General features: G+C 32.0%; 14 protein-coding genes and 2 pseudogenes. 5 read left to right on the forward strand and 11 right to left on the reverse strand.

The window, feature by feature from the left end:
• Window positions 1–130 precede the first annotated feature (130 nt).
• The gene (locus tag ACFFLS_RS07880; protein WP_379685987.1) at window positions 131–1243 is read left to right on the forward strand and encodes a lactonase family protein; all 1113 of its coding nucleotides are present in this window, start codon (window positions 131–133) and stop codon (window positions 1241–1243) included.
• Window positions 1244–1362: 119 nt separating this feature from the next.
• Here the strand turns inward: ACFFLS_RS07880 and ACFFLS_RS07885 are convergent, their stop codons facing one another.
• Entirely contained in the window at window positions 1363–2709 is a 1347-nt protein-coding gene (locus ACFFLS_RS07885) for a DEAD/DEAH box helicase (RefSeq protein ID WP_379685988.1), read from the reverse strand.
• 205 nt (window positions 2710–2914) lie between these two features.
• Between ACFFLS_RS07885 and ACFFLS_RS07890 the strand changes: the two genes are divergently transcribed.
• Window positions 2915–3532, forward strand: coding sequence for a hypothetical protein (locus tag ACFFLS_RS07890; RefSeq protein ID WP_379685989.1), 618 nt, complete (start codon window positions 2915–2917; stop codon window positions 3530–3532).
• 53 nt (window positions 3533–3585) lie between these two features.
• Window positions 3586–4101 carry a hypothetical protein gene (locus ACFFLS_RS07895; RefSeq protein ID WP_379685990.1) on the forward strand — a complete coding sequence of 172 codons (516 nt, stop codon included), beginning with the start codon at window positions 3586–3588 and terminating at the stop codon, window positions 4099–4101.
• Between the two features lie 106 nt (window positions 4102–4207).
• Here the strand turns inward: ACFFLS_RS07895 and ACFFLS_RS07900 are convergent, their stop codons facing one another.
• The 9 genes and pseudogenes from ACFFLS_RS07900 to ACFFLS_RS07940 all read right to left on the reverse strand — a co-directional run.
• A complete protein-coding gene (locus ACFFLS_RS07900) occupies window positions 4208–5077 on the reverse strand; it encodes a hypothetical protein (protein ID WP_379685991.1) in 870 nt (289 codons plus the stop codon).
• A 159-nt stretch (window positions 5078–5236) separates the two neighbouring features.
• Window positions 5237–7132 carry a hypothetical protein gene (locus tag ACFFLS_RS07905; protein ID WP_379685992.1) on the reverse strand — a complete coding sequence of 632 codons (1896 nt, stop codon included), beginning with the start codon at window positions 7130–7132 and terminating at the stop codon, window positions 5237–5239.
• Window positions 7132–8427, reverse strand: a complete 1296-nt coding sequence (locus tag ACFFLS_RS07910) for a LysM peptidoglycan-binding domain-containing protein (protein ID WP_379685993.1) — start codon at window positions 8425–8427, stop codon at window positions 7132–7134. The genes ACFFLS_RS07905 and ACFFLS_RS07910 overlap by 1 nt, the downstream gene beginning before the upstream one ends.
• A 25-nt stretch (window positions 8428–8452) precedes the next feature.
• Complete coding sequence (locus ACFFLS_RS07915; RefSeq protein WP_379685994.1) at window positions 8453–8716, reverse strand: hypothetical protein; 264 nt, start codon at window positions 8714–8716, stop codon at window positions 8453–8455.
• Window positions 8717–9253: 537 nt separating this feature from the next.
• Complete coding sequence (locus ACFFLS_RS07920; RefSeq protein ID WP_379685995.1) at window positions 9254–12244, reverse strand: sensor histidine kinase; 2991 nt, start codon at window positions 12242–12244, stop codon at window positions 9254–9256.
• 10 nt (window positions 12245–12254) lie between these two features.
• Window positions 12255–13010 carry a LytR/AlgR family response regulator transcription factor gene (locus ACFFLS_RS07925; protein ID WP_379685996.1) on the reverse strand — a complete coding sequence of 252 codons (756 nt, stop codon included), beginning with the start codon at window positions 13008–13010 and terminating at the stop codon, window positions 12255–12257.
• 86 nt (window positions 13011–13096) lie between these two features.
• Window positions 13097–13861 (reverse strand): TIGR02757 family protein, encoded by a 765-nt coding sequence (locus tag ACFFLS_RS07930; protein WP_379685997.1) that lies wholly within the window; start codon window positions 13859–13861, stop codon window positions 13097–13099.
• A 109-nt stretch (window positions 13862–13970) separates the two neighbouring features.
• Window positions 13971–14420: pseudogene (locus tag ACFFLS_RS07935) on the reverse strand (ABC transporter ATP-binding protein); the annotation flags it as partial.
• Window positions 14421–14624: 204 nt separating this feature from the next.
• Window positions 14625–14849, reverse strand: a pseudogene (locus ACFFLS_RS07940) (ATP-binding cassette domain-containing protein); the annotation flags it as partial.
• A 168-nt stretch (window positions 14850–15017) separates the two neighbouring features.
• On the opposite strand from ACFFLS_RS07940, the gene ACFFLS_RS07945 reads away from it, so the two are divergent.
• Window positions 15018–15731 carry a phosphodiester glycosidase family protein gene (locus tag ACFFLS_RS07945; RefSeq protein ID WP_379685998.1) on the forward strand — a complete coding sequence of 238 codons (714 nt, stop codon included), beginning with the start codon at window positions 15018–15020 and terminating at the stop codon, window positions 15729–15731.
• 11 nt (window positions 15732–15742) lie between these two features.
• Window positions 15743–16030 (forward strand): hypothetical protein, encoded by a 288-nt coding sequence (locus ACFFLS_RS07950; protein WP_379685999.1) that lies wholly within the window; start codon window positions 15743–15745, stop codon window positions 16028–16030.
• Window positions 16031–16079: 49 nt separating this feature from the next.
• Here the strand turns inward: ACFFLS_RS07950 and ACFFLS_RS07955 are convergent, their stop codons facing one another.
• Window positions 16080–18857 carry a T9SS type A sorting domain-containing protein gene (locus ACFFLS_RS07955; protein WP_379686000.1) on the reverse strand — a complete coding sequence of 926 codons (2778 nt, stop codon included), beginning with the start codon at window positions 18855–18857 and terminating at the stop codon, window positions 16080–16082.
• Between the last annotated feature and the right edge of the window lie 187 nt (window positions 18858–19044).

Below are 19044 nucleotides of genomic sequence, written 5' to 3' on the forward strand. Positions count from 1 at the left end.
CAATGTCTACGTTTTAGAATGGCTTATTGGATTAATAATCAATAGTTTTAAAATGTAAATTTTCTATTTTGACTTATAACAATGAAAATATTTTAATGCGTATTTTAGCTGATTCAAAAAACAAAAAAATATGAAGAAATTAAATACACTGTTTTTTACAGTTTTAGCCTGCATGAGTCTCCAAGCGCAGCAGAAGTTTAATTTATTGATAGGAACTTATACCAATACCTGTCAGAGTAACGGAATTTATGTTTACGAATTTGATGCCGATTCTGGTTCTTTTAAAGAGAAAAATTCGTCAGAAAATGTAATCAGCCCGAGTTATTTATCGGTTTCTGCAGATAATAAATTTATTTATGCCGTAAACGAAAACGGAACCAAAAGTGCAGTAAGCGCATTTGGATACAACTCTAAATCGGGAAAACTTAATTTTTTAAATACCAATGAATCTCTTGGTGCCGATCCTTGTCATATTATTAATGATGATAAGAATGTGATTGTGGCGAATTATTCAGGAGGAAGTATTGCTGTTTTTAAGAAAAAAGCTAATGGGAGCATTACTACAGTTCAGCAGTTAATACAGCATGAAGGAAAAGGGCCAAACGCCGCACGTCAGGAAAAAGCACATGTTCACATGGTATTATTTACACCAGACAAAAAGTTTGTTTTGGTGAATGATTTAGGAGAGGATAAAATTTTTATCTATAAATACAATCCGAATTCTAAAAATGAAATTTTGACTTTAAAAGAAAGCGTGCAAGTAAAATCAGGAAGCGGACCAAGACATCTTACTTTCAGCAAAGACGGAAAATATGTCTATTTAATTCAAGAATTAGACGCAACACTTACGACTTTTGCTTACGATAAAAGCGGTAGTTTAAAGGAAATTTCAGAAATCAGTTTACTTCCAGAAGGTTTTAAAGGCGCAACAAGCTCTGCTGCAATTAAAATTTCGCCAGACGGAAACTTTTTATACGCTTCAGATCGCGGTGATGTCAATATGATTTCGGTTTTTAAAATCGGAAAAGCAGGAAGTCTTGAAAAAGTAGAGCAGGTGAGCACTTTAGGAAAAGGACCAAGAGATTTTGCCATTGACCCTACAGGAAATTTTCTTGTGGTAGGACATCAATATACCAATGATGTTGTTATTTTTAAAAGAGATAAAACGACAGGTAAGTTAACCAATACCGGAAAAAAAATCGAATTATGTTCTCCGGTTGGACTTTTGTTTACGAAAATATAGTTTTTTTGAGGTTCAAAGAAACAAAGGCTCAAAGGTACAGAGGTTTAAAACTGTACTTTTGAGCCTTTTTTATTACTTTGTCACTTTGTTGCTTTGAACCTTTGTAACTTAAAAAAAAGTTATTTTTTCTTCTTCTTCTCGTTTCTAGTCTTCAACATATTTCTATTAACAGAACCGTGAGTTTTCTTTTTGGTTTTTGAAGGACCGCCGAGGTTGACTTTCTGGTTCTTTTTAGATTTTTCATGAAAAGCGCCATCACCTTCTAGTTTTGGTTTTTTCATTAAAAACTTTCTTGGAAGTTTGTCTTTTTCAGGTTCGATTAATTTGTCTGAAATTTCAACTTCTTCAGGGAAATCGGCAACTTCCAGCTCCAAATTCATCAAAAGTTCCGTTTCTATTTTGTATTCTTCTTCTCTTGGAGTAACAAAACTGATTGCGGTTCCTGTTGCATCTGCACGACCTGTACGTCCGATTCTGTGCATATACAACTCTGGTTCTTCCGGCAGTTCAAAGTTGATTACGTGTGTAATGTTAGAAATATCCAAACCTCTTGCCATAACGTCGGTTGTAATCAAGCCACGAAGATTTCCTTCCTGAAATTCAGCCATTGTACTCAAACGGTAATTTTGAGATTTGTTAGAGTGAATGACACCAAATTGCCCTACAAACAAATCATCTATACGATTGAAAAGCATATCAGATATTTTCTTATTGTTTACGAAAACCAAAATACGACTCATACTTTCGTCGTTTTCCAGTAAATGCTTTAAGAGATTTACTTTTGTATTGAAATTCGGAACATTATAGGTGATCTGAGTAATTTTTTCAAGCGGAGTTCCAGAGGGAGCAAGCGTAACTTCTTCAGGAAAATCGAAATAATCATTTAAGAGGTCATCAACTTCATCCGTCATTGTTGCAGAAAACAAGATGTTTTGACGTTTGGTTTTCATCATTGCAAAAAGAGCAGTAAGCTGTGGTCTGAAACCTAAATTCAGCATTTCGTCAAATTCATCGATAACCAGTTTTTGAGTTTCGTCAAAACGAACTACAGCGTCCAGCGCTAAATCCATAGTTCTTCCTGGAGTTCCCACTAAAATGTCAACACCTTCGTAAACGGCTTTTTTCTGCGTATTGATATTTACGCCTCCATAAATTCCAAGCGTTTTAACCGACATATAGGTAGTCAATTTTTCCACTTCTTCTACAACCTGAACTACTAATTCACGGGTTGGAACCAGAATTACGATTTTTGGAGTATTGGTATGCGTAAATTTATAAAGCTTTAAAAGAGGCAGTAAATAAGCAAATGTTTTACCGGTTCCGGTTTGTGCAATTCCCATCATATCGCGTCCAGACATGATTACAGAAAAAGATTTTTCCTGAATTGGAGTAGGCGTAACAAATCCTAATTCGTCAACTGCTTTTTGTAATGATTTTGGGAGATTGAATTTTTCGAAAGTAGTCATTTGCTTTAAATTTTGTGCAAATGTACATTAAATTCATGGTTAGAGCACTAATTTTTTCGAATCATCTAATAAAATAGAGTCGTAATTGATTGATTTTCAGTTTTTGTAAATCTTGATATTCTTTTATTTGGGTTTTAAAAGTGTTTTGTAAAACGAAAAGCTCTTTTGAATATTTTTGAAAAGTAAAGAACAGATTATAAATAAGATGGGAACATTTTCACAGACGAGTATTAAGTGTAATAATATTGAAACCATAATAGAAGAGCTAAAGGAATACTTGCCAATTGGTAGAGAAATATGGCTTGATACTAATAAGTGGTGGTTTTATAATGTACCACACGAAGAAAATTCTTTTGATGGTACAAATCTAACAATAATAGTCTCAAAAAACTTAAGTAAAGACTGGGTCGAAGTTGAGTTCGACTTTCATTTCGGTCTGTATTTTTTTGATGAAATTTTAAAACAGATTTCAAAAAAAATGGATACTTTGATTTTGTTAGTGTATTATCAGTCAACTGTTGAAGAAGCTCGGTTGGCGAAATTTAAAAATGGGCAATTGCAATTGTCTTATTATGAAAAGTATTTTTACGAAGAGGTTATTGAAAACGATGTACTTACGAGAAAATCTAATTATGTAGCAGACAATTTTGGAGTTGCTGCTTCGACTATTGAAGAACTGAAAAATACAAAGTTAGGGGATGAAACGCTTTTGATTGAATATGACTTTATATATAAATATTTAAACTCTGAAGGCTGGGGAACTGATTCAGCAAGAGAAAATTTTACAGACGAGAAATACTTGCATTTGGAACACTTAAAATGATTTTGTTTCAAATTTGAAATTAGTATATCGTTTAAATAAAAACAAAAAAACACATGTGTCGTAATTTGTTAATTATCATTACAATCTTCATATTTAACTGGTCGACAGGACAATCTAAGAATATTGTTTTAGATAAATATCCTTTTAACAAAGCAAAGTCTATTATGCTTGCTTCTTTTCAGAATTTAGAATTTGTAAATGACACACTTTCTAAAATTAAATGTGTCGAAATTCCGAAGACAAATGGAAAGGTAAATGTCGAAGAGTTTGAGCAGTTGGTGAAATTGCATAAATCAAAATATGAAAAGTTATACAACATATTATTTTCAAAAAGTATTGAAGAAAATATTGTCGGCAAAGGAAATTGTTCGGAAACAGGATATGCCGTTTTATTTTTTGACGCTAAAGGAAATGTTTTTGAGTACCTTCAATTTTGTTATAATTGTAAAACATTCTCGTCAAGCTTTAATAAAGACCTTTTAAAGAATGAAGATTATGCAAAACTAGAGCAATTTAAAAAGCTTTTCGATGATAACGGAATATCGGTAATTGGTTATAGAGGTGAATAGTTTTGTTTCTCTAATTTCAAAACTTTCTTCTTTATGCTGCTTATTGGAACTTACCGAAAATGCTCCGATTTTATAATCGGAGCATTAACGTTTTAATTTACAAAATTTATGGGACAGTGTTTATTGAAACTTTGATTTGGGAATTAACATTACCTTCGCTTTCATCGTTCAGTTTATCTCTCTCTTCTTCCTGTTGAATTAAATTAGAAATATCAATATCTGCTTCAATATTGCAATTATTACAAATTTGTTCATTTTTGTCATTTTCTCTAAACAATTTTCCTTCTAATTTTAATACATCGGGCTTTATTTGAATTACTTTTTCTAAAGTCCCAAAGTTTCCTATACAAAAAAGAGCATATCTTCTTGGCATTTCATGACCGTTATCAAAAACTAAGTATGTTTTGCGATAAGCACCAAAATCTGTTGCTCCACCTGAGCTTAATACAATAATTTTGACTTTGTACTCTTTAACTTTAAAATCGTAAACTTTATCAATTTCAACAGAGTTAATAAGTAAATTGTTTTCATTTTCTATATTTAGTACCAAATTACTGTATCTTGAATTAACCTCGACACCTTCATCTTGTTTCACCATATTATAATCTAGTGAAGCTAAACAATATTCCTGCATACCCTCATCTTTTACATAGGAAAAAACATACTCAGAGCCGTCTTGATAAGTTAAAATCACTGTTTCTCCTTTAAGCTTATATTTGCCCCTATATATTATTGTATTGTCTTTATTGTCAATAGTATTAAAAATAAATTGACCATTTTTATCAAATGTAATATTCATGTTTTCTGCATTATGCGGTTCAATCCATTTACCAATAATGTCATTTACATTCAACTGTTTTCCTTTCTCTGTAGTTTTTTCAACATTTGTTACAGTTTTTTTCTGTTTTTCATTTTCATTTTTACAGCTAATTAGTATGGTTAGACTTGCAATTAAAAAAAAGATTTTGTTTTTCATATTTTTTACAAATAAATGATTTGCTACGACTTTAGTTATTTTGAATTATAAGTAATCCTACATATTGTTAATAATTGAATTTTGCTTTTTTAAATATGTTTAAAAAGACTGTTGGAAATTATTTTTCCATTTTTTATTTGTTAAATTATCGTTTTGGAATTATTGCCCAATATAAATAGGGGCGTAATTACTGCATTTTTCTGCAATGTTTAAATCAGAACTATTTGATAAAATTATTTTACCGTTTTTATCTATAACAAAACTATAATTTAATTTTTCGTCACTAGCTAATTTTCCTTTTATCAAATATCCTCCTCTGCTTTCCTGAAAAAAAGTCCTTTTATTAGTTTCGAATACAACTATAATTTTGTTTGAATTACATACGTTGACATCTTTTAATGCCCATTTATCAAATTGTATGATTTTTTTCTTTTCATAATCACCCGTTACTAATGTGTATTTCCCAGTGCCATTACAATTAAAACATTTTACAGGGCTACCAGTTAAAGGATTTCTTTGAAATGTTCTAATATATCCATTGCGAACTTTGTCTGGCACAATACCTGTTCCAGCACAAACCTCACATGACCTTTCTCCAATGTCTTTTGAAGGTTGCTTGTCAACTACTGTCTCAGAATTATTATTTTCTGGAAGTAATGGATTAAAATCAATCCTATTTGCCAGTATCTTTTGAAATGTTAATTGATTTTCGCTAAGTGGATTTTCAAAATTGTTGATTTGACTAAGAGATAAATTATAAATGGATAATTTATTCTCTATCCAACCCATAAAAGTATATTTGCCAATTGTATTATTATCAAAAAATATTGGAAGATTTAATCCTAAATTATTCAATTCACTTATTGCTTTATAATATTTCCATTCATAGCTATTACCCCAAATATTTAATACTTTATCAGATTTGATAGTTTGGTCTAGCCATGGGCTTATGAAATAATATTTATCACTTTCATATTTGAGATATAATTTGTCTCTTTTATATTCAACTACTTTTGGATTGTTTCCAATTACATTTGCTTTGAAATATGAATTGATTTCTGAGATTGCCTTATCGTATAACCCGTCAACATTTTTTAATAGATCATCAATTTTTGTTAAGACTGCATTGTTTTTAGAGCCGTAACTTGTGCCGAATAAAGCGAATGTTCCTTTTGAATTTTGAATTACGTCATTCAATAAATAATTATTTGAAACAGTCTCTGTAAAATCTGAAAAATTGTTAATCGTTGTATTTCGTTTAAAACGCCCTTGGAGGTTAGTAAAAAAATCTATCGCATCAAAATGAGTTTTATCTCCTAAATTGATAAATTTTAGAGGAACAAAATTATTGGCGGTAAAATAAACACCATCAAATCGTTTATTCATTTTGAATTTTTTCTTTGAACTGCTTAATTCTTGTATTTTTGATATTGCTTTTTCTTGAAAATATTTTGGGTTAGTATTTAAGATTTTTGCTTCATTTAACAATTCCATTTTTGGAAATGAATAAAGCAAATATAATCCAGTTAATCGTGAGGATGTTGTTGATTCTGTTGTGTTTAAATCTAAAATATAATAGTCAATAAATTTATCTTTTGTCCCGTTAAAATTATATATTTTTATGACTAAATATTGCTCATTGTCAGTTAAAGATAGACTTGTAATTATGGAGTTCTTGTTAGAGCCTGTTGTATTTAACATTGCAATTCCAAGTTTCGAAAATGCTATAGTTTTTTCTAATCTGCCAGTTGGTAAGTCATAAAAAAATAAATCACCAGCATAGTTTGCTGTTATAATTTTAGTTTGTTTGTTATAAGTTACAATTGTTGGACAACCAATGTTAAATATTTTTGTAAATTCCTCGTGGTAACTCCTGTTTTCGTAATCAGCATTGGATATTTTATATCCACCGCTTTGGGAATAATTATCTGTAGCTTTATATTGAATTTCATTTTCGATATTGTCTTTTGATTTTTCTTTTATATCGATTTTTATCTGCGAAAAACAATTAATACTTATAATTAATAAAACAAATGTTGTTTTTACTTTTTTCATTATTTTGAAATTTCAATTGATGGTAGGGCATAAACAAATTTATTATTGATTAAAATGTATTTCATATCAAGAGAAACAATTGCGTTATCAACTTTTCCTTTATCAAACTTGAATTCATATGTATATATTGGCATCGAAGGTTCATTACTGTTTTTAAAAAAATCTATATATGCACTATAAATACTTTCATCAGGGTTTATTGCAGAAGGTTTTCCATCTAAATATTTCCATTGTGGAACACGAGCGTAAGCACAAATATCATTAGGAGTGAATGCACATGATTCATTTAAATTTTCATACCGCAATCTTCTCATTTTTGAATTAGGTGGAACATTATGATTTGAATAAACGCAGTCATATATAGTAAAATCTTTATTTTTTGTTTCAGTTTTTATTATTTTACTGCTTTTATCATATACTACATAAATTTTCTTTTTTTTATCATTCCTAGTCGCCTGAATCATTTCTACAACAAGGTCTAAAGAACTTGTTAAAAAATAATTTTCTGTTTCAACATAATAATCGCTTTTATGCCAATATCCTGTACAAGGAACGCTATTACCTTTTGTTTGTGTATTAATTGTATATAAAAGGTTCTCTTTGTAATTGACGAACAAAAATGAATTCCCATTACTCATCAGTGGGGCAATTTTAAGCATTTTTAGATTATATTTATCAAATCTGTAAATCGGATAATTATCATTTTCATCGTTTAAAGCTAATGGTTGCAGCTTTTGCTTTGAGCTAATCTTATTAAATTGTTTGAAATTAAAATCTACAATTGAAAAGAAATTTTCTTTCGTTTTATAAGTTTGACCTTCTCTTGTTTTGTTTTCAGCAAATTCTCTACCAAGTAGTAACATATAATTATCAGAAAAATCTATTATTCTTTTTTTATCGGCACCATCTTTACTAGAATTTATAGAAATTGAAGGGTTGATTTCTCCAACAAAACTTGATTGTGATTTCTGATTCTGACTATTAACTGAATTCGAAACATCAGTGCCCTTTTTAACTTGATTTGCTCCCTCTGCATTAACAACAGGTACTTTTAAAGACATCCCCAACTGAATCCCCTCATTTTTAAGTTCAGGATTGAGTTCAATCAATTCGCCTGTACTTAAATTATACATATTTGATATACTATATATAGTCTCTTTTGGTTTTACTTCATGAGTAGAAAAAAGAATTTTGCTATTAGTATTCACAGTCTGTCCTGTTGTACTTGATATGTTCAAAAAATGGGCTAACAAAACAAAAAATAATTGTTTTGATCTTATTATATTTCTTATCATCAATTTTAAAGAATTAAAATTTATTTTACCATAATTCGGGACAATCTAATTCCCTTATTTTCTTTTTAAGAATTACTGTCGTCAAAAAAAAGCTTTCGCCTTTAATTTGATTTATACGCTGTTCTTCCGTTAAACCCAAAATGTATGTCTGACTATTTTCTATAATTCTAAAACCATTAAAAACAGTATTGTCCGACAAAACAATTCTTATTGTATGGTTTTGTCCATCGCCATGAAGTATATTCATTAAAATTTCTTGTAATTTGTTTTCTATTTCTTCTCTACTCATTTTTTATAGGTATTAGATTCTTGATTGTTAGTTAAATTTTCAATTATAACAGATGGATATGGTCATCAACAATTTTTTAATTTCTAAACATATATCATCTTTTTCTTTTCTTTCTGGCATATTTTGATGTTTACGAGCTATGATAGACATATATTCTTGAAGGCTTATTGGAATAATGATTTTATCTATAATTAAAGTTCCCAGGTTATTAATTCATCCCAAAACTAAATCAAATTAATTGTCAAAAAATTAAGAATTAGTTATCGTGTAATTTTGCTGATTTATCGTTTGGGTATTAATTTTTTATAATAATTGAATGACAACTATAACAAGACTTTTTTCTTGTCAGGAAAATTCAAATGGGAAATTTCCTGACAAGAAAAAAGTCTGTAACATATTCAAGAATTACGAATTAAAATAAATCGCAGGACAATTTGCAATTTTGAAAGAGTGACATTTTGAGCTTATAAGATAGAAGAACTAATGCTGTACCTTCAGCATTAGAAAAAATATATTAAGATTACAGATAAAACACATTTAATCTATCTGCAGTCTCAAAACCACCATTGTACCTTCATTTAAATTCGAAGAAATAGTTATCGGATTTGAATTATCCATGTGAAATAAAGCAATACGTTCTTTGGCTAAGTCAATTCCTTTTGAAGTATGAAGTTTGTTTAAATTTACTGAAAACATTCCTTTTCCGTTATCGATAATTTTACAAATAAGATAATGTTCCTCTTGAGAAAAGGATAAGATGAGTTTTGGATTTATGGAACGAGAATCAAAAGCATGAACAAATACATTTTCAATAAACGGTTGTAAAAGCATTGGAGGGATTTCTATTTCAAATAAATCCAATTCGTCATCTAAAATCAGTTCAAATTCAACTTGATTTTTAAAACGCATGTTTTCCAACGTAATGTAAGATTGTAAATATTCAATTTCATCTGATAACGCAATGCGCTGAATAGAGGAGTTATTGAGTGTCTGACGAATTATTTTTGAAAATTCGCCCATATACATTAAAGCGTCATCAGTATTGTTATCAATGATAAAGTTCTGGATAGAATTCATGGCATTAAAGATAAAATGAGGATTCATTTGACTTTGCAATGCCTCCATTTTAGTTTCGGCCAGACGTTTTTGAACTTCTGCTTTTGCACGCTCCTTGCTTTTAACTGCTCGAATGCGATTAATGTAAATTAAATAGCATCCAATACAAATAATAAGAAAACTAGAAAGAAGAAAACACCAGGTTTTCCAGAAAGGAGGTGTTATTTCAATATCTAAAATAGTATTTGAAGAGACGGCTCCCAAAAATAAATCTTTAATTTCTAGTCTTATTTTGTATCTACCACTGGGCAAATAAGTAAGATCAATGCTTTTGTCTTTTGTCCATTTAGTCCAATTCGAATTTGTCAATCCTATGACTTTATAACGATACTCTAATTTGTTTGGATATTCTGCATTTTGAGGTTCAAAACTAATTGAAATTATATTCTCATTATAAGGAAGCACAATTTTATCAGACTCATAATCAAGCCATTTAAAACCATTTTGATTAAAGCTTTTAAAATTGACTTCGATTTTTGTGATTTTTATTTTTCTTTGAGTATTTTTTGTCGAAATATAGTTTTTAAAATCAAACTCAAAATAACCGTTTTGGGTTCCCATTCTCAAAATCGTTCCTTGAATATTGGAAGATGTAAAAGCTTTGGCTGTTAAACCTTGTTCTTCATCAATTAAACGAATTGTGCCATTTTTATAGATATTCAATCCTTTTTCTGTTCCAATAAATAAAAAATCTTTATAGCACTCTAAAAATGAAATCGAATTCCCTTTCAATAATTTCCGATCAATTTTCTGTATTATTTGAAAGCCTTTAGATACATTAATAATAAAAATGTCTCCAAAAGAATTAGCAATTACAAGCTCTTTTTTGTCGTTAATTTTGGCTTGAACCAATTCATTTTCTTTCCAAATCGAATTGAAATAGTAAGAGAAAAATTTTCCATTTTTATAACGATACAATCCATTAGAACTTGAGACTATAAAATAGTTGTCATCTAATGGAAGAATAGTAAAAGCTTCTTTAGGATTATTTAAATCATTTGCTTCATGTTGCTTAAAGGCACTATTGTTTTTGAAATCATTTACAGTACAAAAACGTCCGTATGCAACTTGATACATAACTTTGTTTGGATTCTCAAATTCGAAAGCACTTACAGAATAAGGATAATATTCTGTAATTATTCCATTATTTACTCCAAACATACCAATAGTTGAGCTGATCCAGACAATCGAATTTACAACTTTGAAACTTCTTAATTCAAATGCTTCTAATCTGGTTTTAGAGAAAGAAACTAAATAGTCATATTCTGATAATTTAGAGTTTGTCTTAAAACTGTAATGAGCGAAATCATAAAATTTTTGGCTCGAAATCTCACTCTGAATTTTGTTGTCTTTCAAATAAAGCAATCCGCCTTTGTGTAAAACTAAATCTTGATTTTGGAAATTTACAATAGATACAATATCTAATTTTGATTTTTTAAAATAGGATGGAGGATAATACTTAATCTGTTGTTTTAAATCGATTTTGTATAAGCCTTTATTGATTGTTCCTATATAAAGATTATCTGTTGGAGCATCATAAAATAAACTCCAGACTTCTGAACTGTCAATTCCAAAAACAGCATTAAGATTGCTGATTTTGTTATTGTTAACTTTGTAAATACCGCCTGTTCTAAAGTTAATTCCATTCCCAGCGATGTAGGTTTCTCCTCGTTTATCAGTAATAAAATTCCAGAAAACACTGCTTCCAAAATGAATCTTAGCGTCTTTATTTGCAAGATAATCTTTTATACTAATCTTGCTAATGGCTTTATTGACAGCATCGCTATGACAAATGAAAAGACTGTCATTTTTTTTATGAATTGAAAAGATATCAGGTTGCTTGTGGTTTATCAACTTTATGCTTTTTGTTGGCAAATCCACTCGCCAAAATCCATCATTGAAAGTTCCAAAATAGATTTTAGAATTTATTTCAACAAAATCCATTACCTGAAATAAATTTCTGCAACCAATAATTTTCTTACTCAGAATGATTTTATGAGTTTTAATATCCAAAACAGAAATCCCGAATTCAGTTCCTATATAGAGAAGATTTTCGTGAATAAATAGTCGTCTGATTTTATCGTGAATCAGTCCGTTGTTTTTATTTATTACTTCAAATTTTTTGCCATCATAAAAGGTTAAACCGCCACCATGACTTCCAAACCACATATTATGATTATAATCTTCTTCAATCGCCCAGCAACTATTGTGTGCTAAACCATCTGACGTAAAATAGTTTTTTACCGATCCGTTTTGGATTGCTGCTAATCCGTTTGCAGTTCCAACCCAAAGAATATCCCTGCTGTCCTTGTAAATCGAATAAATGCTATTGTTTGGCAGTCCGTCAATAGTTGAAAAATTCTTTGATGGAAATTGTTGCGAAAAAGCTGTTTCGACAACAATAAGCAGCATAAATAAGAGTTTATTTTTTTTGAATGATAGCATTTATAAAATCTTCTTTTTTCCTGACAGATACAGGCAAAGTTTCACCATTGGTAAGTTCAACAAGAAGTTCATTGGTTTTGTTGAATCGGGTAACGTAGTTCAGATTTACTAAATAAGATTTATGAATTCTTTGAAAAATGGAGTTAGGAAGTAATTCTTCTATATACTTCAAGGTTTTGGATAGGATAATATTTCGTCCATCCAGACAAACAATTTTACAATAATTACTGTCAGCTTCACAATACAAAATGGAGTTGGTTTTGAGAAGCTCAAATCCGTTTTCTGTTGGCAATGCTATTCTGTTGTATTCTGAACCTCCAGTGTCAATGTTCTCTAAAAGCAATCTTAGTTTTTCTTCTTGAGATGCTTTATTTTGTTTGTCATCATATTTTTTGATGGTCTCTAGTAAATCAATATAATTAATTGGCTTTAACAAATAATCCAGTGCACTGCATTTTATTGCATCGATGGCAAACTCTGAATGTGCCGTTGTAAAAATAACTTCAAAATTTACTTTATTCAATTCCTTAAAAAGCTGAAAACCATTTTTGTTAGGCATTTGAACATCAAGAAAAACTAATTCAGGATTGTATTTTTCAATTGAAACAATTGCTTCATCAACGCTTTCACATTTGTCCAGAATTAGAAATTTATCTGGAAAATATCGAGTCAAAAGTTTTTCTAAAAACTCTCTGGCGTTAAATTCATCATCAACTATTATTGTTTTTATCATTTGTTAAAAATAGTACTATTTTGAAAGATTTTGAGGTATCAATTAGTAGCCGTAGTATTATTTGAATTTAACGATAATCGAGGTTGTTAAAATCCTTCAAAAACACCTAATCCAAACAAGGCAAAATCATACTTTACAGGGTCTGTCGCATCCATTTCGCGAAGTTTAGTGTCTAATTCTGCCAATGCTTTTGCATCATTTTGTTTTCGTTCCAAAATTCCCAGTTTACGGGCTACATTGCCAGAATGTACGTCGAGCGGACAAGACAATGCCGAAGGGGAAATAGTTTTCCAGATTCCTAAATCAACTCCTTTTGTGTCTTGGCGCACCATCCAGCGCAGGTACATGTTGATTCGTTTGGCAGCAGAATTATTCAGAGGATCAGAAATGTGTTTTTGAGTTCTGGCCAAATGATCAATTTCGAAAAATATTTTTTTGAATTCGCTGATGCTTTTCTGAAGACTGTCTTTTTCCTGATTTTTGGCAAATACAGTTTCAAGTCCGTTGTGATTTTTGTAGATATGCTGCAAGCCTTTTATAAAACCTCCAAAATCTTTTCCGTTGAAAGTTCTGTGAACGAAAGTTTCGAGTTTTGTTAAATCATCATCGGTATGCGACATCACGAAATCATAAGGTGTATTGCCCATTAATTCCATCATTTTATGTGCATTTTTGATGATCATTTTACGGTTCCCCCAAGCAATGGAAGCACTTAAAAACCCCGCAATTTCGATATCTTCTTTTTGAGTAAAAAGATGCGGAATCTGGACAGGATCACTTTCAATAAAATCCAGCGTGTTGTATTGAATGACTTTTTCGTCTAGAAATTCTTTTAGTTCTTTTTGATTCATGATGAAATGAAATGTTCTTGTTATTCAAATGCCCTAGCCTAGATGGGAACGGCATCCTTTTGTGGCGGGGTTCGCCACAAAAGATATAGTGAACAGCTGGAAATAGCTCCTAATTACTAATCTGGCCATCAACCATAACTAATTTTCTGTCGGCCATATTGGCTAATTCTTCATTATGTGTTACGATTACGAATGTCTGACCGAATTCGTCACGCAGTTTAAAAAATAATTGATGTAAATTTTCAGCAGAATGCGTGTCTAAGTTTCCTGAAGGTTCATCTGCAAAAATTACATCTGGTTTGTTGATTAAGGCTCTGGCAACGGCAACACGTTGTTGTTCTCCTCCTGAAAGTTCATTCGGTTTATGGTCGATTCGGTGTCCTAGTCCGAGATATTTTAGTAATCTTTTTGCTTCTGCTTCGGTTTCTGCCTTCGGTTTATTGGCTGCAAAAGCAGGAATGCAGACATTCTCCAGCGCCGTAAATTCAGGAAGCAATTGGTGAAACTGAAAAATAAATCCTAGATGTAAGTTTCTAAAAGTGGATAGTATTTTGTCCTGTTTGCTTTTCTTCTGGAAATAACGGCTCATGTAGACTGCCGTCAAGACAAAAGGTAAAAACATAGGAATAATGTTGATTTCTGAACGGATTGCTTCTTGAAATTTGGTTCTTAAAAAGATAATAAAGACAAGCAATGCAATAAGATAAATGGAAATTGCCCAGCTTACAATTTTAAAATTTCTTTCTTCTTTAGAATTATCGATTTCAACATCCTGTAATTTCAGTACATTTTCGCCATTAATTGTCAATGAAGATGTTGCGTTGCGCTCTGGTTTATCTAAAGTTCCCAAAATATGCAACAATGTAGTTTTTCCGGCACCAGAAGCGCCGACAATAGAAACAATTTCCCCTTTTTTGATATGTAGATCGACTCCCTTTAAAACCTCAAGCTTATCGTAGAATTTATGTATGTTTTTTGCCTGTATCATTTTTTGAAACTGTTTTTACAAAGAAACAAAGATTATGCGGATTTAAAAATGGGTTCTAACAGAATTTTATGAACGAGGATTCAGACTTGTTTATTTGAAAGTTTAAGAGCTCAGGATGTAATTTATCAATCAAATTTTGTTTTAAATTTATGCAAATATTTATTCGAGATGAAATTTAAAACCAGACTGCTTTTAATAGCTCTTTTACTGCTTCTCACCAGCGCAGAATTGTATGATGATAACTCTTTTTTGATTTATACTGCTGATCCTAAAAAACAGGATTTGAAAATGTACTGGAAAAATGAGAAAGGAGAGAATTTTGCAAGTATTCAGAATTTGAAAGTCTGGATGGAAAGCAAAAACCTGATTTTGGATTTTGCTATGAATGCGGGAATGTATAATAAAAACAGCGCTCCGCAAGGGCTTTATATCGAAAAGAAAAAGACTTTGGCATCTTTGGATACGTCCAATGCAGCAGGTAATTTTTATTTGAAACCCAATGGCGTATTTTATTTAACAACAAATAAAGTTGCTAAAATATGCAGAACGGAAGAGTTTGTGGATGACGGAAAAATAGAATACGCAACGCAATCTGGACCAATGCTTTTAATTGACGGAAAAATTCATCCCGAATTTAAAGAAGGATCTTCGAATTTGAATATAAGAAACGGAGTTGGGATTCTGCCAGACGGAAAAGTAATTTTTGTATTGTCTAAAAACGAAATAAATTTTTATGATTTTGCCAGCTATTTTAAAAAGCTTGGATGTAAAAATGCCTTGTATCTAGACGGTTTTGTTTCTAGAGCCTATGTGCCTTCTAAAAACTGGGAGCAGACCGACGGAAATTTTGGTGTGTTATTTGCAGTAACAAGAAAACGATAAAAAAATCTAGGATGAAAAGTGAAGAAACAATTGTTGAAGATGATAAAATGTCCAAATTAATCATAGGGTTAATTTTGGACGGAATCGGAATGGCTACTTCCGCAATCACTATTTTTGGGGATTTAGGAGATATTATCTGGGCTCCGATTGCGGCTTTTATAATGACGCGAATGTATAAAGGAAGAGTAGGGAAGGCGGCCAGTATTTTGACATTTATTGAAGAAATCCTGCCGATAACGGATATCATTCCGTCGTTTACACTTACGTGGATTTATACTTATTTTTTTCAAAAGAAATAAAAAAAGGCGGTTCAAAACGAACCGCCTTTCGAAATTTGTTGGGGCAAATTTACTGGATAATTATCTTCTTCACATATTGCGATTTTTTGGTTTGAGGATTGATGACTTTAATAAAGAAAACTCCTTTTGAGTGCAACTGAATATTTTCCTCAGTTTTCGTTTTGATTTTTTGTTTTAAAATCTCTTTTCCGTTAATATCATAAATCTTAAGATCGGCAGTATCAAAATCGTCATTGTCTGCAAAAACAGAAAAAGAACCATTGCTCGGCACCGGCCAGACTTTAAAAGAATTTTGAGATTCCTTAATAAATTCATCAGTTTTTAGCAAGGAATGACCACTTACAATATTTACTTTCCTTTTCATTGAAGCTCCCTCTGAATCTGTTACTGTAAATTCAAAAGAGCCTAAACCATTAGCACCAGGTGTAAACGAAACAATTTCTGAGTTTAAAACGGCATTTCCGTTTGTCACATTCGAAAGTGCATATGAAACTCCGTTTGTAAAACCTCTAGATAATTTCTGGATATTGATGTCTATTTTGCTTCCATCAGCCGATTCGTAATGTGGCAATGACATCCATTGCAGGTAAATGTCAAGATTGGTATAACCATCATTATTGTTGTCGGCATTTGAATCTGAGAAATCTCCAATAGCAGAATTTAAATTCGTACCAATGATTGTTTCCCACCAGTTTGGCAGTCCGTCCTGATCGCTGTCCCAATTGGCATCACGAACAATAACAGGATAATCTTCAAAACCGCCAGCATCGGCTTCATTATCAGGAAATCCCGGTTTTCCGGTTACGCTTCCTACAGCAGAATAAGTTCCGTTTAAGGTTTCGTTTATAATACGCTGATCGTGACTGTCAAACTCAGGCTGGGTGCATCCAACATCTGATAAGACTATTTTATAAGCATTTTTTGCAGTCTGGGTAGTGACATAAGACGGAAAAAAAGGAGTGGTGACAAAGTTTTGATACGAAACCGTATTTCCTGAAGCTTTTCTTCCTATAGTCTGGTTGCTTTCGTCAAAATAGCCAGGCATTACATTACCACTGAAATAACATTGCTGCATGCCTGTTCCAACTCCTTCGTTCTGCTGATTAAAAGCAACAAATATTTTAGAACCGGCTCCTGGTTTGTAATAATTATTAACGAAGTTTACTTCTTTGGTTCCGCCGTCGGTTGTTCTTCCTCCCCAATTGTACACTACATTGTTGGTAATATCCATTCTTCCGGCATAAGCGCCATTACCATCCAATCCTCCTCCTAAGCTCCAGTTGCGTCCGTAGCAGTGTGCCAAAAGATTGTGATGAAAACTTCCTATATCTCCTCCAATTGTAGCAGCATAACCATGTTCTGTTCCTGCAGGATAGTTTTGATGATTGGCTGCATTTAAAGCTTCTGAAATTAGTGTTTTTTGTAAAGTTATATTTTTTCCTGATCTGGAACTGAAAGACTCGTCGATTGTCCAGCTGATGGAGCAGTGGTCGATAATACTGTAATCAGCACCTGTTAATCCCATTCCGTCAAAAGTTGCTCCAGCGCCCAGTCTCACTCTTATGTTTTGAACTACGGCATCATTTCCTGTTACACCAAAAGGAGCAGAACGTATAGTGATTCCTTTTCCAGGTGCGGTCTGTCCGGCAACTGTTACATAAGGCTGGCTTAGAACCAAACGCGAATTTAATTGTATAATTCCAGAAGTGTTAAAAACAATGGTTCGTGGACCTATGTCATTGGTAACCGCTTCGCGAAAACTTCCCGGACCGCTGTCGTTCAGATTGGTTACAGCGACAACTTTTCCGCCTCTTCCTCCTCGGGCAAAACGGCCGTAGCCTTCTGCATCAGGAAAAGCGAGTTGTGCAGGACGAAATCTCCATAAGTTTCCTTTTTCGATTTGGCTATTGTTCAAAACTTCATCAATACGCCAATAATAAGTCTCCCCAGTATATAATCCATTTAACTGATAAGAAGTGTTGGCTAAAGGCTGATTTCCTTTGAATTCAGGTGAAGAAGTCGTTGCGTTGCCAACAGCAATGGGATCAGTACCAAAATAGATGTTATGCGAAACGCCATTTGAAGCCGCAGTCCATTCTAATAATCTGCCACCCGAATTTACTTCGACATGTTCATTATTGTGTTTTGGATTCGGATTGGTAGCCTGATAGGCAATATTTGGAGTATTTAACTCAAAACCATTGAGAATAAAGTTTTTAATTGTTTCTGTTCCCGAAGTTTCGGCCGCAAACAAAATTACAACGTCAGTATCTGCAACCGCTTGAAATTTTAGATAAGCAGATTGGGCGTCAGCGGTTTTGGTTGCTCTAATAGTTGGTATAAGATTGTCAATAACCAGCGTTCCATCAAGAGAAATATCGATTGGGCTATAAGTTCCGGCAGTAGGGCTATCTACATTGTTAAAAAATCCTAGAAACGAATGCTGTCCTGTAGCCAATCCTTTAATCCTTAATTCTATTTTAGCGCCCTGATTTGCAGTATTTCCTTTTACTGTTATTCCGTCACAGACCAGTCTGGCGTAATATGGAGCTTGTATTCCTGCTTTGTACCAATTGGTTCCAAGTGCGTCACCGTTAGTTCCCTTTCTGGTAACGGTAAAAGTTATTCCGTTTTCTACATAAGTGCTTGTATCGCCCGAGCCGATAACCCATGCGGTGTAATCGAACTCATTTACTTCGGCTTTTGGTCTTCCGGCGTGGTCAAAGTCAATTTTAATAATCGGATTTTGGGCAAACGTTGAAATTAAAGGAATAATGAGGCATAAGAATGTCATTATTACTTTTGGGGTTAAGTAATTTTTCAGCATTTTAATGGTGGTTTGGTTAGTAAGTTTTCGTAAAAATCAGAATTAACTAATTGAAGGTCAATTGGTGTTTTTGATTTTGACTAATGTAAAGATTGATAAAACTTACATCACAACCATCCTGTACCGTCCTGCTGTTTATGTGTTTTTCGTATTTAATGTGCGTTTAAAAAATGGTAATGATTTTTTT

The sequence above is a fragment of the Flavobacterium procerum genome (assembly GCF_042431625.1).
Lineage (GTDB): Bacteria > Bacteroidota > Bacteroidia > Flavobacteriales > Flavobacteriaceae > Flavobacterium > Flavobacterium procerum.

Coding starts and splice junctions, on each gene's coding strand:
- ACFFLS_RS07880 (WP_379685987.1), top strand. CDS start 131: ATGAAGAAATTAAATACACTGTTTTTTACAGTTTTAGCCTGCATGAGT.
- ACFFLS_RS07885 (WP_379685988.1), bottom strand. CDS start 2,709: ATGACTACTTTCGAAAAATTCAATCTCCCAAAATCATTACAAAAAGCA.
- ACFFLS_RS07890 (WP_379685989.1), top strand. CDS start 2,915: ATGGGAACATTTTCACAGACGAGTATTAAGTGTAATAATATTGAAACC.
- ACFFLS_RS07895 (WP_379685990.1), top strand. CDS start 3,586: ATGTGTCGTAATTTGTTAATTATCATTACAATCTTCATATTTAACTGG.
- ACFFLS_RS07900 (WP_379685991.1), bottom strand. CDS start 5,077: ATGAAAAACAAAATCTTTTTTTTAATTGCAAGTCTAACCATACTAATT.
- ACFFLS_RS07905 (WP_379685992.1), bottom strand. CDS start 7,132: ATGAAAAAAGTAAAAACAACATTTGTTTTATTAATTATAAGTATTAAT.
- ACFFLS_RS07910 (WP_379685993.1), bottom strand. CDS start 8,427: ATGATAAGAAATATAATAAGATCAAAACAATTATTTTTTGTTTTGTTA.
- ACFFLS_RS07915 (WP_379685994.1), bottom strand. CDS start 8,716: ATGAGTAGAGAAGAAATAGAAAACAAATTACAAGAAATTTTAATGAAT.
- ACFFLS_RS07920 (WP_379685995.1), bottom strand. CDS start 12,244: ATGCTGCTTATTGTTGTCGAAACAGCTTTTTCGCAACAATTTCCATCA.
- ACFFLS_RS07925 (WP_379685996.1), bottom strand. CDS start 13,010: ATGATAAAAACAATAATAGTTGATGATGAATTTAACGCCAGAGAGTTT.
- ACFFLS_RS07930 (WP_379685997.1), bottom strand. CDS start 13,861: ATGAATCAAAAAGAACTAAAAGAATTTCTAGACGAAAAAGTCATTCAA.
- ACFFLS_RS07945 (WP_379685998.1), top strand. CDS start 15,018: ATGAAATTTAAAACCAGACTGCTTTTAATAGCTCTTTTACTGCTTCTC.
- ACFFLS_RS07950 (WP_379685999.1), top strand. CDS start 15,743: ATGAAAAGTGAAGAAACAATTGTTGAAGATGATAAAATGTCCAAATTA.
- ACFFLS_RS07955 (WP_379686000.1), bottom strand. CDS start 18,857: ATGCTGAAAAATTACTTAACCCCAAAAGTAATAATGACATTCTTATGC.